The sequence below is a fragment of the Bartonella harrusi genome, assembly GCF_024297065.1.
GTDB classification, from domain to species: domain Bacteria; phylum Pseudomonadota; class Alphaproteobacteria; order Rhizobiales; family Rhizobiaceae; genus Bartonella; species Bartonella harrusi.
This window is the reverse complement of the sequence record NZ_CP101114.1, coordinates 153,231-171,018: the sequence shown is the minus strand read 5'-3', so window position 1 is coordinate 171,018 and position 17,788 is coordinate 153,231. Positions and strand designations below refer to the sequence as shown.

Sequence of the window (17,788 nt, the reverse complement as noted above, 5' to 3'; positions counted from 1 at the left end):
TCAGATGATTAAAAGAAAAATAATTGTAATAAGGATAACACTTCGATGAAAAATGCAGGGCCATCACAACGGCAACTAAGAGTAGGAGAACAAGTGCGTCATGCGTTAGCGCATATGCTACAGCGCAATATTTTACTCGATGATACCTTGAAGAACATTGTGGTTTCTGTCTCTGAAGTACGCATGTCAGCAGATTTAAAAATTGCTACCTGCTTTGTTTCTCCTCTCACTACTGTTAAAAATGCATCTCATATTGATGTCGTTGATATCCTCAATAAACATAGCCGTTTTATCCGTGGAGAAATCAGTCATGCGTTACGACAGATGAAATATATGCCTGAACTGCGTTTTCGTCTTGATAGTAGTTTTGATAATTTTTCAAAAATTGACGCTTTGCTTCGTTTGCCTGAAGTAGCACGTGACCTTCACCATAGTGATGAACTTGAGAACTAAAAATATGTCACGGCAACGCAAAAAAAAAGGTCGCTCTGTTTCTGGATGGATCATATTTGATAAACCAAAAGGGATGAGATCAACAGAAGCTGTCTCACAAATCAAAAGGCTTTTTCATGCACAAAAAGCAGGACATGCCGGAACACTCGATCCTCTCGCTTCTGGCCTCCTACCAATTGCATTGGGTGAAGCAACCAAAACTGTTCCTTATGTTATGCAAGGTATAAAGACCTACCGTTTTCATATTGTTTGGGGTGAGGAACGTTCAACAGACGATCTAGAGGGTGAAATAACGAAGACATCGCTTAAGCGTCCAACGCAAGAAGAAATACTTGCTCTTCTCCCACAATATACAGGTGTTATTTTGCAAACACCCCCACAATTTTCTGCAATTAAAATTGCTGGTCATCGAGCCTATGATTTAGCACGTGACGGTGAAATTGTTGAAATTCCACCACGCCAAGTAGAAATAGAAACTTTTAAATTAATAGAAAATATTACTAAAGAGCGCACACTCTTTGAAATAACCTGTGGAAAAGGAACCTACGTGCGTTCCTTAGCGCGTGATATAGGGCGTGATCTTGGTTGTTATGGTTATATTGCTGATTTAAGACGTATCGCAGTAGCACCTTTTTATGAAGATGATCTCATTACATGGGACGAACTCAAAGCGGTAGAATTGGATAAAAATGCGACAAGTGAAAATGATATCCCTTCCAAAAGAAACTTTTCAAAACTTGATGCACTTTTAATTGAAACAAGTGCTGCTCTCGATTGCCTCACTCATTATACCCTTAACAAAACCCAAGCTCAGCGTGTCATGATGGGCAATCCAGTATCTCTTTGTAATCACGATGCACCTCCTGATGAAAATGAAATTTGTGTCCTTTATAAAGATCAACTCCTTGCTATAGGCTCCCTCGATAAAAGCTTGTTCAAGCCAAAACGTATCTTTACAATTTGATCTATTCTGTCTTACAATAGTCTTCTGGAAAAAGAGATTTTTTATATCGATATTGCTCTACCCTCACCTTTTTACGATATTTCGTATTATAACCTAAATGAGCAATATGTTCATAAGCCCATCTTAACTTACACCATAAAGAACAAGCCTCTGTTTTTGTTGTTTTCGATCCTCTCTCTGATCTTTACTAGATACACGTATAGCTATCATTACAAAGATTTTTTAAAATGACAACATATTGATTTATAAAGATAATTTATTTTTACATGTTGAATGAGAAATCCGAATATCCTAAGGTTTTCTCATCTCAAATCCTCTTATGTTGAATCAAGTAAAACCATGTTTCTGCACGTCATGAGCGGGGCTAGCGTGTGGGTAAAAACTCTAAAGAAAGGAGTAAAAATGCCTGTTATGAATCGTCTAAATACCAAGGACTGTCGCGACATTGAGGGCTGGCAAAGAATATGGATGGTACGGCTTGCACTTTCACAAGCATAAAGATGGTAGTGCTCAATAGTTTTATCGGTGTACCATTTACGGGCGCCGTCGTGAGATGGAGTTGTGTGCCTTAAGAAAGGTTTCTTTTAAAAAAAAGCTCGTGATTGTGAATGTGCAACCCAATGGCGTTCTGTTTTGCATGAGGGGCATGACCCTCTTCAAAAACGTGAAAAACAAAAGCGTGAAGCAATGCGTAATCTGCATTATTTAAAAGATATTATTTTGGATACTTTCGAAAATCGTAATGCAGAATTAAAAGAAGATGGTGAAGCTAGGGATTGGTTTACGTCTCTATATCCCCCCAAAATTAAGTTGTCTAACCATTTTAGAGATTACACAAACAGATATACACAATACACTTGCACCGATTTGGCATATAACTAAAAAACACTAAACCGCCTTAATATTTGTTTCAAACATACTGCATTGGGATTGGATGTTGATTTACAAGCAACAGCAAAAGAAAAAGCTTTGTTAGGTAAACAACGCCATAAAACGCAAAATAGGCCAGCAATGGATTGGAAAGATATACCGGCTTTTTTATAAAACACTTTGCAAAACAACAACCATACCACAATTGGCTTTGCAGTTGTTTATTTTGACAAGCATTCGTACATATCCTTTGTATCACACTCGATCAGATTGAAGATGATATATGGACTATTCCTGCTGATAATATAAAAGGAAAGCGTGATGCTACCGCAGAGTTTCGCGTGCCTTTATCATCGGAAGCATTAGAAATTTTGAAACAAGCGCGCTTTCTATCACGTAATGATCTTTTTTTCTGCAACCAGTCGTGGCCCCTTGGTGGAAATAATATAGCAAAATATATCAAATAAACTGGGCTTGAAGTCCGCCCGAATAGTTTTCGCTCTCGTTTAAGGGATTAGCTAACAGAGACAACCAATGCTCCTTATGAGATAGCGGAAATCATTCTAGGTCATACAGTCGGGAGCCAAAGTAAAGCGTGCCTATCACATCATACGGACCATTTAGAAAAGCATCGCGTTTTTATGGAATAAATGGGCAGCTTATGTCACAGTCCCAAATCATACAAATTATGAATTACTCTATAGCTCTGCCTTTACTGTGTCCATAATGAATAATAGCAATCACAAACTATCGCTTACTATGAAGTAAAAAACGCAATATCACAATATATTGTTTTTTTATGAAAAGAATTTACGTTTTCTCTGGAAACGTTTGCTACGAATTGCTATTTATATGTGTTTACTAAATGGTGATTTGATCATTTAAATGTCTATTAAATAGATGGAGAATCCATGAATCTAAATGAAACGCTTCTCACAGCTCGTGAGAGTGTAAAACTACTTAGTATAAGCGTTACAACACTTTGGCAGCGTGTTGCTGATGCAACGATACCAAAACCTTTAAAAATTGGTGCTTTATCCCGTTGGTTAGCATCAGACCTTCATGATGTAATCGAGTAGGTTCAAAATCAACGTGGCAACGACGTCCTAGAATAGGAACTGTAGGCTTTCACTTTTAAAAATCATAATATTTATGATCTCAAATTGCTTTTTCAGCAGCATTTATCCTCAATTTGCCAATAGTGTTAAAGTACAAATTACAATATCTCACTTTTCTTCTGTTTTCTTCATACTCACATAATTTATTTCCTAAAAATAAATTGCATAGGTTGAATAGTTGATAAAAAACCGTTTTTAATTCTCGTGTCATTAAGGCAATTGATCAGCAGAAGGCTTTAAATGCATCTCACCAGCATGGGGTATTGTTTGACGTTCAATCATCCGGTGCACCCTTATACCATCAGGCGCGCGATTTAAGCGACGCAAAAGCTTATTTACCTCAGCATCTGCTTTTATACGGCGGTGATTATGACGTAAATAATCTATCCATGTTGGCATGTGATAAGCCTCTGTCCAATACTCAGGTCTTTCAAGGTCGCGTAAGAGAACCCATTGGCGAGCGCCATCACGTAAACGAATATGGCGACGACGTGTCATCACTGTGAGAAATTCTTCGAGATCATTTTCATGAATTTGATAATCAATCATAATCATGATCGGACCACTTCGTGCTTTTAAATCAAGTAAAAGCTCTGGTTCTCTAAAATGATCAAGGGGATCGAGATCTATCTGAGGAATTTCCTGAATTCTAAATTTTATCCCTGCAAGAGCGCCAAAAATCAAAAAGAGAGAACAAACACTCAAAGCAACTGTTGGAGAATAACCATCAGCCAAAACACCCCAAATCACACTTCCAACGGCCATCCCCCCATAAGATGCGGTTTGATAAAGCGCTAAAGCACGTGCAACAACCCAACGCGGTGTAGAAAGCTGTACAGATGTATTAAACAGTGATAACGCCAAGACCCAACATAAGCCCGCAGGAAACAAAGCGATATGGCTTACAATCAATGAACGGCTTATTGCTAAGAAAAAGCAAGAAAAGGCAAAACCGATAAATGCACCGGCAATTATTGTCTCTAAACGAAAATAATGCCGTACAGATGAATTAATCATACCAGCTGTCATAGCGCCAAGACCAAAACAACCAAGTAACGTTCCATAAAGAAGAGCACTCCCCCCAAGAATTTTATGCACGACAATTGGCAAAAGTGCCAAAATCGAAATTGCACCAATACCAAAAAGAAACGCCCTCACCATAATACTCAGGAGGTTGGGCGACATTGCAACATAACGCAAACCATCTGAAACGGCTCCTAAAAGCCTTTCCCGTGGCAACCTATTGTTTTCATAGTTTGGTTTCCAGAAAAATAAAACACCAATTAAAGGAATATAACTTATCGCATTAAACAAAAAAGCTGTGGATGCCCCCAGGGCTGCAACGATAGCACCACCAATAGCGGGACCAACACTGCGCATCAAGTTGAAGCCAACACTGTTCAAGCTAACAGCAGCAGGTATATTTTCCCTGCTCACAATATCTCCTATTGTTGCTTGCCAAGGAGGATTATAAAAAGCTGTTCCACATCCAATCAAAAAGGTAAAGCATAACAAAAGCCAAGGTGTTACAACACCTAGATAAGCTAAAATAGCCAAAATAATTGATATAACCATCATCATAATCTGCGCGCACAACATAATTTGGCGACGATTAAAATTGTCTGCTAACGCTCCTGCCATTAAAGAAAACATAACAAGTGGTAATGTCGTGGCACTTTGAACAAGACTAACCATGGAATGCGAAGAACTAATCAACGCCATTAACCACCCTGCTCCTACACCCTGTATAAGCCCTCCTAAATTGGAAATGAGCGTGGACGACCACAAATTTCGAAATACCGAATTACGAAAAAGTTCTAATGTTGAAATGCTTTGCATCTTTTGCCTCCCAATCGATATTCATTGCTTTTTTATCACACTCATTCTCTAAAGCAGTCATCTTTGTATCAAAAGGATGCATAATTCTTTAAAAGAATTCTCATAAAGCTCTGTTAAAATCAATATTTTAAAAACAAAATCCTTTATTGAAAGAAGGTTTTCAAGATACTTTTAAGGACTAGTATTTTTACCTTCTTTCCTATATAATCCCCAAAGCAAGTAAGATTCTTAAACTCTTCTTGTTTTTTCACAGACCCTTGCTGGACGACATCTCGGCTATGGGTGGCTTTAGTTTCTTCGTTTTTTGAAAGGATAATACGATGTCGATTACAGCTGAACGTAAACAAGCTCTTATCGCAGAATATGCAAATAAAGTTGGTGATACAGGATCACCAGAGGTACAAGTAGCGGTACTTTCTGAACGTATTTCTAATTTAACAAACCATTTTAAATCTCATAAAAAAGATAATCATTCTCGTCGTGGTCTTTTGAAGATGGTGTCTCAACGTCGTCGGCTTCTTGATTACCTGAAAGGAATTGACCAAAATCGTTATCAAGCACTTATCAAAAAGTTAGGTTTACGGCGCTAAGAAATGGGTGGGTGGTTTTTCTAAAAAAACCATCCATTTTTTCAGTTTGCTGCTTTTCGTTGAAAACTTAAAAATTTATGAATCATTATCATGGAGCAGGATTGCTCGTTGTTTCGCGTTTAAATTGCGATTTACTCCTCTCTTCTTGCAAAAAGACAGAAGTATCTTGTTGTCCTGCCCATAGCTTCTAAATATGCTACGCAAAACCGAAACATGAACACTTTAAAATATGAACACTGATCATTAAGGATAAAAAATGTTCAAAACGCATAAGATAGAAATTGAATGGGCTGGACGACCACTCACCATCGAAACAGGGAAAATAGCTCGTCAAGCTGATGGTGCAGTCATTGCTACCTATGGGGAAACTATTGTCTTAGCAACCGTTGTATCGGCAAAAATTCCAAAACCAGACCAAGACTTTTTTCCACTTACTGTTAATTATCAAGAAAAGTCCTATGCTGTTGGTAGAATCCCTGGTGGTTATTTAAAACGTGAAAGTCGGCCAACCGAAAATGAAACTTTGATTTCACGTTTGATTGATCGTCCTATTCGTCCCCTCTTCGCCGATGGTTATAAAAATGATACGCAAGTCATTGTTTCCGTTCTACAGCATGATCTTGAGAATAATCCCGATATTCTTGCAATGATTGCATCTTCTGCCGCATTAACTTTGTCAGGTGTTCCTTTTATGGGGCCTATTGCTGGTGCTCGTGTCGGCTATTGTAATGGCCAATATGTTCTCAATCCTCATATCGATGAAATGCCTGAATCAAAACTTGATCTTGTTGTTGCTGGAACAGAAAGTGCTGTGTTGATGGTTGAATCAGAAGCACAAGAATTGCCGGAAGACATCATGTTGGGAGCCGTTATGTTTGGGCACAAAGGCTTGCAACCTGTTCTTGATGCCATCATCAAACTTGCTGAAGTTGCGGCAAAAGATCCACGCGATTTTACTCCTGAAGATCTTTCTAATCTTGAAAAATCTATGCTAGAAATGGCTGAAAAAGATATACGGGAAGCTTACACAATTACTGATAAACAAGAGCGGTACGCTGCAATTGATGCGATTAAAACCGAAGTTGTTCATAAATTTATGCCCGAAACGGAGGAAGACTGTAAATTTAGTGCAGATCAAATTGCAACCGTTTTCAAACAGTTGCAAGCAAAAATTGTTCGCTGGAATATTTTGGATACGGAAAAACGTATTGATGGACGCAATCTTTCAACAGTACGACCTATCCAATCAGAAGTAAGTATTTTACCTCGCACACATGGATCAGCACTCTTTACGCGTGGAGAAACACAAGCAATTGTTGTTGCAACACTAGGAACGGGTGAGGATGAGCAGTATGTTGACTCCTTAACAGGTATGTATAAGGAAACATTTCTCCTCCATTACAATTTTCCACCATTTTCCGTAGGAGAAACAGGGCGTCTTGGTTCTCCTGGGCGTCGTGAAATTGGACATGGAAAATTAGCGTGGCGTGCAATTCATCCTATGTTGCCAACGAAGGAATCTTTTCCCTATACTATTCGTGCTGTCTCAGAAATTACTGAATCGAATGGATCTTCCTCCATGGCAACGGTTTGCGGCACTTCACTTGCTCTTATGGATGCTGGTGTTCCTCTAGCACGCCCTGTCGCAGGTATTGCCATGGGCTTGATTAAAGAAGGGGAGCGCTTTGCTGTTCTGTCCGATATTTTAGGAGATGAAGATCATCTTGGAGATATGGATTTTAAAGTAGCGGGAACAGAAAATGGTATTACCGCCTTACAAATGGATATCAAAATTGATGGTATTACAGAAGAAATTATGAAAATCGCACTCGAGCAAGCTAAGGGTGGTCGAATCCATATCCTTAACGAAATGGCTAAAGCTTTAACCAGTGCCCGTGCTGAGCTCAGCGAATTTTCTCCACGCATCGAAGTGATGAATATTCCTGTTGATAAAATTCGTGATGTTATTGGTTCTGGTGGTAAAGTTATTCGAGAGATTGTTGAGCAAACTGGAGCAAAAATCAATATTGAAGATGATGGAACAATTAAAATTGCTTCTGCCGATGCTAAAACCATTGAAGCTGCAAAGCGCTGGATTCATTCCATTGTTGATGAACCTGAAGTTGGTGCTATCTATCAAGGAACGGTTGTAAAAACCGCAGAGTTCGGTGCATTTGTAAACTTTTTTGGTTCGCGAGATGGACTCGTCCATATCTCTCAGCTCGCATCAGAACGCGTCACAAAAACAACAGATGTTGTTAAAGAAGGCGATAAAGTTTGGGTTAAATTAATGGGCTTTGATGAACGTGGAAAAGTTCGGTTATCAATGAAAATCATTGATCAAAAAACCGGTGAAGAAATTACAAATGAGAGATCGATAAAAGAAGAATGACTTTTCCCTCTTCTCATAAAATAAAATGCCATCCTCCTTTTAGAATGGCATTTTTTCTTTGAAAGAGACATATGTGTTACTGTTTTTACCTTTTGAAAACCACAACCTCCCCCCTCCCCACTCTAGCCAATTTTGGGTGAGTTTTGGTTTAACGGAAATTCCTGCTCTAGAATGGAAGAAAAATCTAAAAATCATAACGCCTTGGCGCCAAGACTTTTTAAAATTCACCAATGCTCAGTTTTATTGCTCTCCTCAAATAAATAAAACTCTTAATTATGATGGAGCATTTTTGCACTTAAGCAAATATCGTGGTTTCAACCAGAATTGTTTTCTTGATTTATTAGAATGTGTTCAACCTGGTGGATGGATTGTTATCGGTGGAAATAAAACTGCTGGAGCTGCTTCAATGATGAAATGGGTTAAAACTCTCGTTCCTCTCACTGATAAATTATCCAAAAATCATGGGTTGGTCTTCTGGCTTCAAGTTCCACAACAAAGAGATAAACAGAAGATTGAACAATTGCGTTCACCTCCCCTCACTTTTGAAAATAAATTTCAGACTTGTTCTGGAATGTTCTCACACGGTCGTATTGATCCTGGATCTGCTGCTCTTGCATGCCATATGAACAAAATTGTTTCTGGAAAAACTGCAGATTTTGGTGCTGGTTGGGGGTTTCTTTCTTATTCTGCCCTTGAAAGAAATGACAAAATAACAACTCTTGATCTTTATGAAGCAGATTATAATGCTTTGAAAGCAGCCCAAAAACACCTTAAAGATATAAAAGCTTCTTGTCCCATTCATTTTTACTGGCATGATCTTGTACATGAACCGATTACAAGTCTTTATGATACAATCATTTCAAATCCACCGTTTCACATGCAACAAACAACAGATATTTCATTAGGACAATATTTTATTATAAACGCCGCAAAATGCCTAAAGCCTAGCGGAAAATTGCTTCTTGTTGCAAACCGACACCTCCCTTATGAAAAAGTGTTAAAAGACATGTTTCGTACAGTCTTAATACACGAGAAAACTGACGGCTTTAAAGTTATTGAAGCATACCGCTAGACGAAAAAAGGGTGACTCTAAAGAATGAAACGTGAAAGATCGATATCAGAAGCAAGTTCACCTATAGATTGTTTGACATAAGCAGCGTCAACTTTAAATGATGTTCCCGCTTTATCGGGTGCTGTAAAAGAAATCTCATCCAAAACACGCTCCATCACCGTTTGCAACCGACGTGCCCCTATATTTTCAATTCTTGCGTTTAAGTCCACAGCAATATCCGCCAAAGCATCAATCGCATCATCGGTAATTTCTAAATGAACCTCTTCCGTTTCCATTAAAGCAATATATTGCTTAATCAAACTGGCTTCAGGTTCGGTTAAAATACGTCGTAAATCTTCCCTTGTGAGAGCATTCAATTCCACACGAATGGGCAGACGCCCTTGCAATTCTGGCAATAAATCAGATGGTTTAGCAACATGAAATGCACCCGAGGCAATAAAAAGAATATGATCTGTTTTGACTTGACCATATTTTGTGGAAACTGTTGTCCCCTCAACCAAAGGCAAAAGATCCCGTTGCACACCTTCACGTGAAACAGTAGCACCTGCACTACCATCCCTCGTTGCAATTTTATCAATTTCATCGATAAAAACAATCCCGTCATTTTCAGTAACACGAAGTGCTTCTTGAATAATCTGATCTTGGTCAAGGAGCTTTTCAGATTCATCATCAATAAGAGGCTTAAAAGCATCTTTTACTGTTATTTTGCGAACCTTTGTACGACTGCCTATTTTGCCAAAAATATCTGACAAATTCATAATTCCCATTTGTGCACCAGGTATACCAGGAATATCAAAAGTTGAAGCGCTATTACCGTTATTATCAGCCACTTCAATTTCAATTTCTTTTTCATCCAATTCACCTTCGCGCAATTTTTTACGAAAACTATCGCGAGTCATGGGACTTGCTGTCTTACCAACAAGGGCATCTAAAACGCGCTCTTCAGCATTCATGTGAGCTTTTACTTTGACTTCATCTCGTTTTTTTTCACGCACAAGAGAAATAGCAATCTCAACAAGGTCACGAATAATTTGCTCGACATCACGTCCTACATAACCAACTTCAGTGAATTTCGTCGCTTCTACTTTAACAAAAGGTGCTCCAGCAAGTTTTGCTAATCGACGCGCTATACCTGTTTTACCAACACCTGTTGGCCCTATCATCAAAATATTTTTTGGCATAACCTCTTCACGCATTGGTCCATCAAGCTGTTGCCTACGCCACCGATTACGCAGTGCAATAGCAACAGAACGTTTGGCATCATTTTGACCAATAATAAAACGATCCAGTTCAGAAACAGTCTCACGAGGGGAAAATACAACACACATTCAAATAGCTTTCTCTAAAGAAGATAATTCTGCATCCAATGTTTCAATGGTAAAATGATCATTGGTGTAAACACAAATTTTAGCGGCAATGTCCATAGCTTTACGTGCAATAGTTTCTGCATCCAAATCCACATCCATGAGTGCCCGAGCCGCTGAAAAAGCAAAATTGCCTCCAGAACCAATAGCCATAACCCCATCTTCTGGTTCTAAGACATCACCAAGTCCTGTTAAAGCTAATGTTACTTTCTTATCAGCGACAAGCATCATTGCTTCAAGACGACGTAAATAACGGTCTGTGCGCCAGTCTTTTGCAAGTTCTACACAAGCACGCATGAGTTGATCAGGATATTGCTCAAGCTTTGTTTCTAATCTTTCCAGCAACGTAAAAGCATCTGCTGTCGCACCTGCAAAACCAGCTATAACTGCTCCACCCTTGCCAAGACGACGAACTTTGCGTGCATTGCCTTTCATAATCGTCTGCCCGAGTGAAACCTGACCATCACCAGCCATTACAACTTTACCACCTTTTCGTACAGTAATAATCGTTGTACCATACATTATGTTTGGCTTATGTTCTGCCATAAGAAAATTCATTAATATTGACCTCTATTTTTAATATTGTTTTCTTTTCATAAAATGTAACATCCAATTACTATTACCTTTATTTAAGAACATACACTGTAAAACACAATGATCTAACACAATTCAATTTATTTAAATAAAAAAATGATATCATTGTTATCAATGCAAATTGTTGCTAAATAGTTTTAGTAAACAGTTTGTATCTTTTAAAGGAAAAAGTATGAAAAAAATAGCTGTAGGAACACTGGGAGGAACAATTGCCATGGCTGCTGATAATTTTGGCAAAATGCAGCCAACATTAACCTCAGATGTTCTCATAAAAAATGTTCCTGATTTAAATAAAGTTGCTGATATTCACGCGCAAACATTAACACAATTACCGAGTGGATCTTTATCCTTTAAAATTCTTTTTGAAATCATAGAGTGGGCAAAACAACAAATAAAAGCTGGTGCAGAAGGCATTGTTCTAACTCAAGGGACTGATACAATCGAGGAAACTGCTTTTTTTCTTTCTCTTTATTGGGATAAAGCGGAACCGCTCATTATAACTGGTGCTATGCGCATCCCCTGTGAAGCAGGTGCTGATGGACCAGCAAATATTTTAGCAGCAACACGTGTCGCTGCTCATCCACAAAGTCGAAACAGAGGCGTTTTAGTTGTCATCAATGATACCATTCACTCACCTTATTGGGTCCAAAAAAGCCATACTGTTAAAATTGAAACATTTCAATCAGGCTTGGTAGGTGTTTTAGGCACTCTTTTAGAAGGAAATGTGGTTTATTTTAATGATCGAAATTTTTTCCCAAAAACATTTGATCTTCCCCAAAATTATAATCATCAAGTGGCACTCCTATACTCCTCTTTATCCTCTGATACACAGTTAATGCGATTCTGTCTTGAAGGTGGGCATTATGCTGGACTTGTCATTGCTGGTTTTGGATCAGGACACTGTAGTTTTGAAGAAGCAGACATTATACGACAATATACACAAAAAATACCAATCACTATCGCTAGCCGCACCTGCACTGGCTCAACAACACGCACAACTTATGGCTATAAAGGTTCAGAAGTTGATCTGATTGCTTCTGGTGCACTCATGTCTGGTTATCTATCAGCCGTAAAAGCACGTTTACTTTTATGGGCTTTTTTGGCACAAGGACAATCATTGGCACAAATTCATTCACAATGGAATGACTGGACCATAAGCCAATGAACGATTTTATTATTTTATAGAAGAAAACATGCAAGAGAGCCTGTTTCTTTATCCTTAATTAACGATTACAGAAAAAATTCTTGACTAATACAAATGATTGACACGCTTCCCTCAAAAATTGATCAAGAATATAATTTGGTCAAATCTATTTCTGATCGATATTCACCCTATCGAGTCTTTACTGCACAAGAATGGTCTCAATTCCGTGCGGACACACCACTAACCTTGACTTTTGATGAGATTAAGAATTTACGTTCAATTGATGATCCAATTGATCTTGAAGAAGTACAACGCATTTATCTTTCCTTATCGCGTTTATTATCCTGTCATGTGGAAGCTGTACAGCAACTTTTTCATAAGCGTCAACAATTTTTACATCAAAAAGGAACGAAAAAAACTCCTTTTATCATTGGAATTGCTGGCTCTGTTGCAGTAGGAAAATCAACAACTGCGCGTATTCTTCAGGAACTTTTGAAACGTTGGACATCCAGTCTTAAAGTTGATTTGATTACAACAGATGGCTTTCTTTATCCTAATGCTGTTTTACAGAAAAAAAATCGTATGCATCGTAAAGGATTTCCTGATTCTTATGATATTAAAAAATTACTGTGTTTTCTTTCTGCTATAAAGGCCGGTATTGGTAATGTTCCTGCCCCGCTTTATTCGCATATGATCTATGATGTTCTAGAAAATCAAACTATTATTATTGATCGTCCGGATATCTTAATTGTCGAAGGGATTAATGTATTACAGGTCAGTGATCTTCCTAAAGATGGGAAAGTTATTCCTTTTGTTTCAGATTTTTTTGATTTTTCAATCTATGTAGATGCTGAAACAGAAATCATTCGTCGCTGGTACTTAGAACGCTTCAAACGTTTGCGTAAAACAGCTTTTCAAAATCCTGAATCCTACTTTCATCGTTATGCACATCTCAATGAGAAAGAAGCTTCAAAAATCGCTGAAGAGCTTTGGCAAACGATTAATTTGAAAAATTTACAAGAAAATATCTTGCCAACACGACCACGCTCTAATCTCATTCTACGTAAAGGAAAAAACCACTTGGTTGAATATGTCGCACTTCGGCGACTATGAGGATTTCATGAATATGCATTTACATCACATTTATTTCAGCTCAACACGTGTTGAGAATAGTTGTCCTATACTCTTAGTAAACCAAGAAAATCTTGGTGGTTTATCGCTTGATGCTTCAACAACGGCATGGATGAAAGTGAACAATTTCACTGGAAAAGCAGGACAAATACTCTTTATCCCTCACGAAACGGGTCATTTAAAAAAAGTTCTCTTTGGAATTGGCAATGGTGATGACCCTTTTATTACAGGAATTCTTGCTAACAATCTTCCTGCTGGACATTGGCATTTAGAAGGGACAGCGTCCCATGAAATAAATAGCTATCTTGGACTAGCATTTGGAAGTTATCAATTTAACCGTTATCGTCAAGAATCTTCCTCCAAATCGTTATCGATCTCTGTCAACGAAACGGTTGACCTCGATGAGCTTCAACGCATTTATGAAACTGTCTTTCTTGTTCGTGATCTCATCAATATTCCTGCCAATGATATGAATCCTGACACCCTCGAGAAAGAAGCACGCCAACTCGGAAAAGTTTATGGTGCTGATGTCAAAAGCATTTGTGGAGATGAACTTTTAACACATAATTTTCCGATGATCCATGCTGTAGGACGCGCCGGTAGCGCTGTACCACGACTCATTGATCTACGCTGGGGGCAAGAAAATCATCCTAAAATAACGCTGGTTGGAAAAGGTGTAACTTTCGATACGGGAGGATTTAATATTAAATCGGCAAATAATATGTCAATCATGAAAAAAGATATGGGTGGTGGTGCACATGTTTTAGGATTAGCGAAACTTATCATGGATGCAAAATTGCCTTTTTGCCTGCGTGTTCTAATTCCAGCTGTTGAAAATGCAATTTCTTCTAATGCTTACAGGCCAGGCGATATTCTGCAAAGTCGTAAAGGCTTAAGTGTTGAAGTTGGCAATACAGATGCTGAAGGGCGGCTTGTCCTTGCTGATGCACTGACCTATGGCGATGAAGAAAGTCCACAATTCATGCTTTGCATGGCGACTTTAACAGGAGCCGCGCGGATAGCATTAGGACCAGATCTTCCTGCATTTTATTGTAATGATTCACTCTGGGCGCAACAAATTTCTCACTCTGCTTATTCTGTTTCAGATCCTCTTTGGCAAATGCCGCTTTGGAAACCCTATCAGGAAATGTTATCATCACCAATTGCTGATCTTAATAACATAAGTGGAAATAACTTTGCTGGCTCCATAGTCGCTGCTTTATTTCTTAACTCTTTTGTTGAAAAAACCAAGCATTTTGCGCATTTTGATCTTTACGGGTGGGTGCCAAAAGAAAAACCAGGCTATCCTGTTGGTGGTTCTGCGCAGGTTATTCGAGCTCTTTATCATCTCTTTAAAAATAAAACCTAACACAAAATATCCATAAAGATGTATAACTCTTAAGTTTTAAAAATCATTGTTTATCGTTTTAAATTGTGTCAGCATTTATTTTGAGAATGAAAATCCTATCCATATAATGATCATCATTCTGTTTAAAAATAAAAAATGAAAGGTAAACAGATGATCTTTAAAGATCCTAGATTATATGCATTTAGAGGTAATCTAGCAGATCAACGTCTCGAAACAAAAGTGATAACTCAACGCTTTGTTCAAGGTAAAAAAAAGCGCGTTAATACAGCTGTCGCTGAACTTTTTAAAGAAAATAATAAAAAAAGCGAAAAACAAACAGAGTGCTTATTTGGAGAAGAATTGCTCATCTTTGAACAAGGAAAGTCCATGTCGTGGGGACAATCTCTTAAAGATGGTTATGCCGGTTATATTGATACAGCAGCTCTTTGTATATCAACCGTAAACAAACACATGTCGTATCAATACCACCCACTTTTCAATATTTACAAGCTGACTTACGTGGACCAAGAGGGTATGCCTTACCCATGGGAAGCAGAGTAAGTGTTGTTGATGAAATTGAATTTCATGACACCATGTATTCTATACTTGAAAATGGAAAAGCAATTATTACCCATCATCTCAGTCCTATTGACGGCATATATAAGGATTATGTTGCCGTTGCCGAAATATTTATACACACGCCTTACCTTTGAGGTGGTGTTAGTGGTTTTGGCGTTGATTGCTCAGGACTTGTCCAACTCTCTATTCATGACCAATCAAATAGTTCTACGTGATACTGATATGCAGCAGAAAACTATAGGCACACAACTTACTGACAGTGATAAGCTTCAACGAGGTGATTTGATTTTTTGGAAAAGCCATGTCGCCATTATGATTGATTATGAAAATATCATCCATGCAAATGGCTTCTCTATGGACGTTATGATCGAGCCATTGGAAGAAGCAACTAAGCGTATTGCTCGAAAAAAACAATATCCTATAGAAAAACGCCGCCCATGCTAATGTTATATTGATTTATAATGATAATTTAATATTTTTCCTGTTGAATTTACCCCTCATTGTAAGATTCTCTTATTTTAAATCCTTTCCTTTTGAAAAAAGTTCATATGCCTGCACGTTATAAGCGGAGCTGACGTGTAAGTAAAAAAACTCTAAAGACAAAATACCTCTTATTAATACAAAGGCTGCCACAACATTGGGGCTGGTAAAGAGTATGATTGTACCGGCTTTTTTCTTCACTAACATAAAGATTGTGATGCACAATAGCTTTAACGTTATACCATCCATGGGTATTGTCGTGAGATGGGCTTGGATGCTTAAAAAAATATTTCTTAAAGTACCCAAACCCGTTTCATAACAGCGTCCGAGAATGAATCGATAAAGCGATTGAGCACAACCATCTTTATACTTGTGAAGGTGCAAACCGACACCATCATACTATTTGTCAACTTCTAATGTTGCGATAGCACTTGGTATTTAGACGATTCATAAGAGGCCTTTTACTCCTTGCTTTAGAGTTTTTTATCCACACACCAGCCCCGCTTATAACGTACAAATAAATGATTTTGAGTAACTCAAGATGAGATGAGAGAATCTTACAATATTTGGGGATATGATACAAGTTGAAAAGCAATGATTTATCATTATAAATCAATATGTTGTCTTTTAAAAACATGCTCCTATACGATTCCAACTCAAAAAATAGCTCGGCTGTTACATTTTTCCATGAATTCATTTTGAAACCTTAAAAATCATAAAATGAATCAGAATGCGTTCCTTATTTGAGATGAGATCAGAAACGCCGTCATAAAATTATTTCTATTGAATGAGGTTCATTATTGGTTTTTACTTACAGCACATATTCAGAATTCATTTAAAAAGCTTTATCAATATTTATGCATTATAGGGATATTATATAAGCCTGTGAACCAGCTTGCTGAATAGTTCTCATCAAATGACTTTTACAGATAAACTTTGATATTAAATAATAAATTTATTAAAATTGTTCAGTTACACTAAGAATTGCCATGTGATTTGAAAAGCCATCTTAAACTGAAAAACAAATGACTCAATAAATATTTCAATGTAAGCGCAAACCAACATGGAAGGAAAAGCAAAAATGATAAAACTAACCTATGACTTCATAAACATAAAGATAGTGCTATGCACAGATTCTGTATTACGTATTCATAGGTAATATTGAGAGATAAGAGTGTTTAAAACCCAAAAACAATATGACATTAAAGAAAATAATCGATCATTGGAATGGTAATTTGTTTTTATAAAATCAATATCTATCACAGTGATGATTAAGCTGTTGATCATACAAAAAGAAATAAATCTTCTGTCATCAATGTATTATGCAATAGATGTCTCTTCTGTACGCAGTATTTTTTTCTTAAGAACCCACTAAAGGAAGGAATTTTTTTAACAGCTTGACCAATGGCTTGTCAGCATCAGGCATAGGGTATTTATTAAGATCATCAATAGAAACCCATTTTAAACTTTGCTCTTCTCGTCCTTGTGCAACACCATCATAATGGTAACAAAGATACAACGGCATCAAGAGATGGAATGCTTCATAAGCATGGCTTGCAAATGTTAAGGGGAATAAATCGTTCAACTGAACATAGATTCCAAGCTCTTCCTCCAACTCACGAATCAATGATGCTTCTGGAGTTTCACCTTTCTCAACCTTTCCACCAGGAAACTCCCATAAACCAGCTAATGATTTTCCTTGAGGACGTTGTGTAAGCAAAACACGCTTATCTTGATCTAACAATGCACACGCCACAACAAGAAGCAGTGAACTTTTTGCACGCATATCACTCTCCAGCAGAAATAGTAAAATAATCACATCTTTTATAATGTCCTCTTCTTTAAGATAA

13 protein-coding genes and 2 pseudogenes are annotated in these 17,788 nt (G+C 37.7%); 11 read left to right on the top strand and 4 right to left on the bottom strand.

What is annotated here, in order from left to right:
- Positions 1-45 precede the first annotated feature (45 nt).
- The 4 genes and pseudogenes from rbfA to NMK50_RS00680 all read left to right on the top strand — a co-directional run bounded on the left by rbfA (position 46) and on the right by NMK50_RS00680 (position 3,366).
- A complete protein-coding gene (rbfA, locus tag NMK50_RS00695) occupies positions 46-453 on the top strand; it encodes a 30S ribosome-binding factor RbfA (protein ID WP_254770491.1) in 408 nt (135 codons plus the stop codon).
- 4 nt (positions 454-457) lie between these two features.
- Positions 458-1,417, top strand: a complete 960-nt coding sequence (gene truB / locus NMK50_RS00690) for a tRNA pseudouridine(55) synthase TruB (protein ID WP_254771252.1) — start codon at positions 458-460, stop codon at positions 1,415-1,417.
- 402 nt (positions 1,418-1,819) lie between these two features.
- Positions 1,820-2,956 (top strand): annotated as a pseudogene (locus tag NMK50_RS00685) (tyrosine-type recombinase/integrase); the annotation flags it as partial.
- A gap of 242 nt (positions 2,957-3,198) precedes the next feature.
- Complete coding sequence (locus NMK50_RS00680) at positions 3,199-3,366, top strand: helix-turn-helix transcriptional regulator (protein ID WP_254770490.1); 168 nt, start codon at positions 3,199-3,201, stop codon at positions 3,364-3,366.
- Positions 3,367-3,615: 249 nt separating this feature from the next.
- On the opposite strand, the gene NMK50_RS00675 is transcribed toward NMK50_RS00680, so the two are convergent.
- Positions 3,616-5,244, bottom strand: a complete 1,629-nt coding sequence (locus NMK50_RS00675) for an MFS transporter (RefSeq protein ID WP_254770489.1) — start codon at positions 5,242-5,244, stop codon at positions 3,616-3,618.
- Positions 5,245-5,564: 320 nt separating this feature from the next.
- Between NMK50_RS00675 and rpsO the strand changes: the two genes are divergently transcribed.
- From rpsO to NMK50_RS00660, 3 genes are all read left to right on the top strand, one after another.
- Positions 5,565-5,834, top strand: a complete 270-nt coding sequence (gene rpsO / locus NMK50_RS00670) for a 30S ribosomal protein S15 (RefSeq protein WP_019219947.1) — start codon at positions 5,565-5,567, stop codon at positions 5,832-5,834.
- A gap of 256 nt (positions 5,835-6,090) precedes the next feature.
- Complete coding sequence (gene pnp / locus NMK50_RS00665; RefSeq protein ID WP_254770488.1) at positions 6,091-8,226, top strand: polyribonucleotide nucleotidyltransferase; 2,136 nt, start codon at positions 6,091-6,093, stop codon at positions 8,224-8,226.
- A gap of 73 nt (positions 8,227-8,299) precedes the next feature.
- A complete protein-coding gene (locus NMK50_RS00660; RefSeq protein ID WP_254770487.1) occupies positions 8,300-9,298 on the top strand; it encodes a class I SAM-dependent methyltransferase in 999 nt (332 codons plus the stop codon).
- A 17-nt stretch (positions 9,299-9,315) separates the two neighbouring features.
- Here the strand turns inward: NMK50_RS00660 and hslU are convergent, their stop codons facing one another.
- Together hslU and hslV are read right to left on the bottom strand one after the other, a co-directional pair.
- On the bottom strand, positions 9,316-10,626 hold the full coding sequence (hslU, locus tag NMK50_RS00655) for an ATP-dependent protease ATPase subunit HslU (protein WP_254770486.1): 1,311 nt from the start codon (positions 10,624-10,626) through the stop codon (positions 9,316-9,318).
- Entirely contained in the window at positions 10,627-11,208 is a 582-nt protein-coding gene (gene hslV / locus NMK50_RS00650; RefSeq protein WP_254771251.1) for an ATP-dependent protease subunit HslV, read from the bottom strand.
- A gap of 220 nt (positions 11,209-11,428) precedes the next feature.
- On the opposite strand from hslV, the gene NMK50_RS00645 reads away from it, so the two are divergent.
- The 4 genes and pseudogenes from NMK50_RS00645 (at position 11,429) to NMK50_RS00630 (ending at position 15,902) form a co-directional block, all read left to right on the top strand.
- Positions 11,429-12,421: an asparaginase gene (locus NMK50_RS00645; RefSeq protein ID WP_254770485.1), complete on the top strand. Its 993-nt coding sequence runs from the start codon at positions 11,429-11,431 to the stop codon at positions 12,419-12,421.
- A 147-nt stretch (positions 12,422-12,568) separates the two neighbouring features.
- A complete protein-coding gene (gene coaA, locus NMK50_RS00640) occupies positions 12,569-13,513 on the top strand; it encodes a type I pantothenate kinase (protein ID WP_254771250.1) in 945 nt (314 codons plus the stop codon).
- 13 nt (positions 13,514-13,526) lie between these two features.
- Positions 13,527-14,900: a leucyl aminopeptidase family protein gene (locus NMK50_RS00635; RefSeq protein WP_254771249.1), complete on the top strand. Its 1,374-nt coding sequence runs from the start codon at positions 13,527-13,529 to the stop codon at positions 14,898-14,900.
- Between the two features lie 150 nt (positions 14,901-15,050).
- Positions 15,051-15,902: pseudogene (locus tag NMK50_RS00630) on the top strand (C40 family peptidase).
- 1,396 nt (positions 15,903-17,298) lie between these two features.
- On the opposite strand, the gene NMK50_RS00625 reads toward NMK50_RS00630, so the two are convergent.
- Entirely contained in the window at positions 17,299-17,724 is a 426-nt protein-coding gene (locus tag NMK50_RS00625; RefSeq protein ID WP_254770484.1) for a (deoxy)nucleoside triphosphate pyrophosphohydrolase, read from the bottom strand.
- Between the last annotated feature and the right edge of the window lie 64 nt (positions 17,725-17,788).

Coding starts and splice junctions, on each gene's coding strand:
- hslU (WP_254770486.1), bottom strand. CDS start 10,626: ATGTGTGTTGTATTTTCCCCTCGTGAGACTGTTTCTGAACTGGATCGT.
- truB (WP_254771252.1), top strand. CDS start 458: ATGTCACGGCAACGCAAAAAAAAAGGTCGCTCTGTTTCTGGATGGATC.
- hslV (WP_254771251.1), bottom strand. CDS start 11,208: ATGGCAGAACATAAGCCAAACATAATGTATGGTACAACGATTATTACT.
- rbfA (WP_254770491.1), top strand. CDS start 46: ATGAAAAATGCAGGGCCATCACAACGGCAACTAAGAGTAGGAGAACAA.
- NMK50_RS00645 (WP_254770485.1), top strand. CDS start 11,429: ATGAAAAAAATAGCTGTAGGAACACTGGGAGGAACAATTGCCATGGCT.
- pnp (WP_254770488.1), top strand. CDS start 6,091: ATGTTCAAAACGCATAAGATAGAAATTGAATGGGCTGGACGACCACTC.
- NMK50_RS00635 (WP_254771249.1), top strand. CDS start 13,527: ATGCATTTACATCACATTTATTTCAGCTCAACACGTGTTGAGAATAGT.
- rpsO (WP_019219947.1), top strand. CDS start 5,565: ATGTCGATTACAGCTGAACGTAAACAAGCTCTTATCGCAGAATATGCA.
- NMK50_RS00625 (WP_254770484.1), bottom strand. CDS start 17,724: ATGCGTGCAAAAAGTTCACTGCTTCTTGTTGTGGCGTGTGCATTGTTA.
- NMK50_RS00675 (WP_254770489.1), bottom strand. CDS start 5,244: ATGCAAAGCATTTCAACATTAGAACTTTTTCGTAATTCGGTATTTCGA.
- NMK50_RS00680 (WP_254770490.1), top strand. CDS start 3,199: ATGAATCTAAATGAAACGCTTCTCACAGCTCGTGAGAGTGTAAAACTA.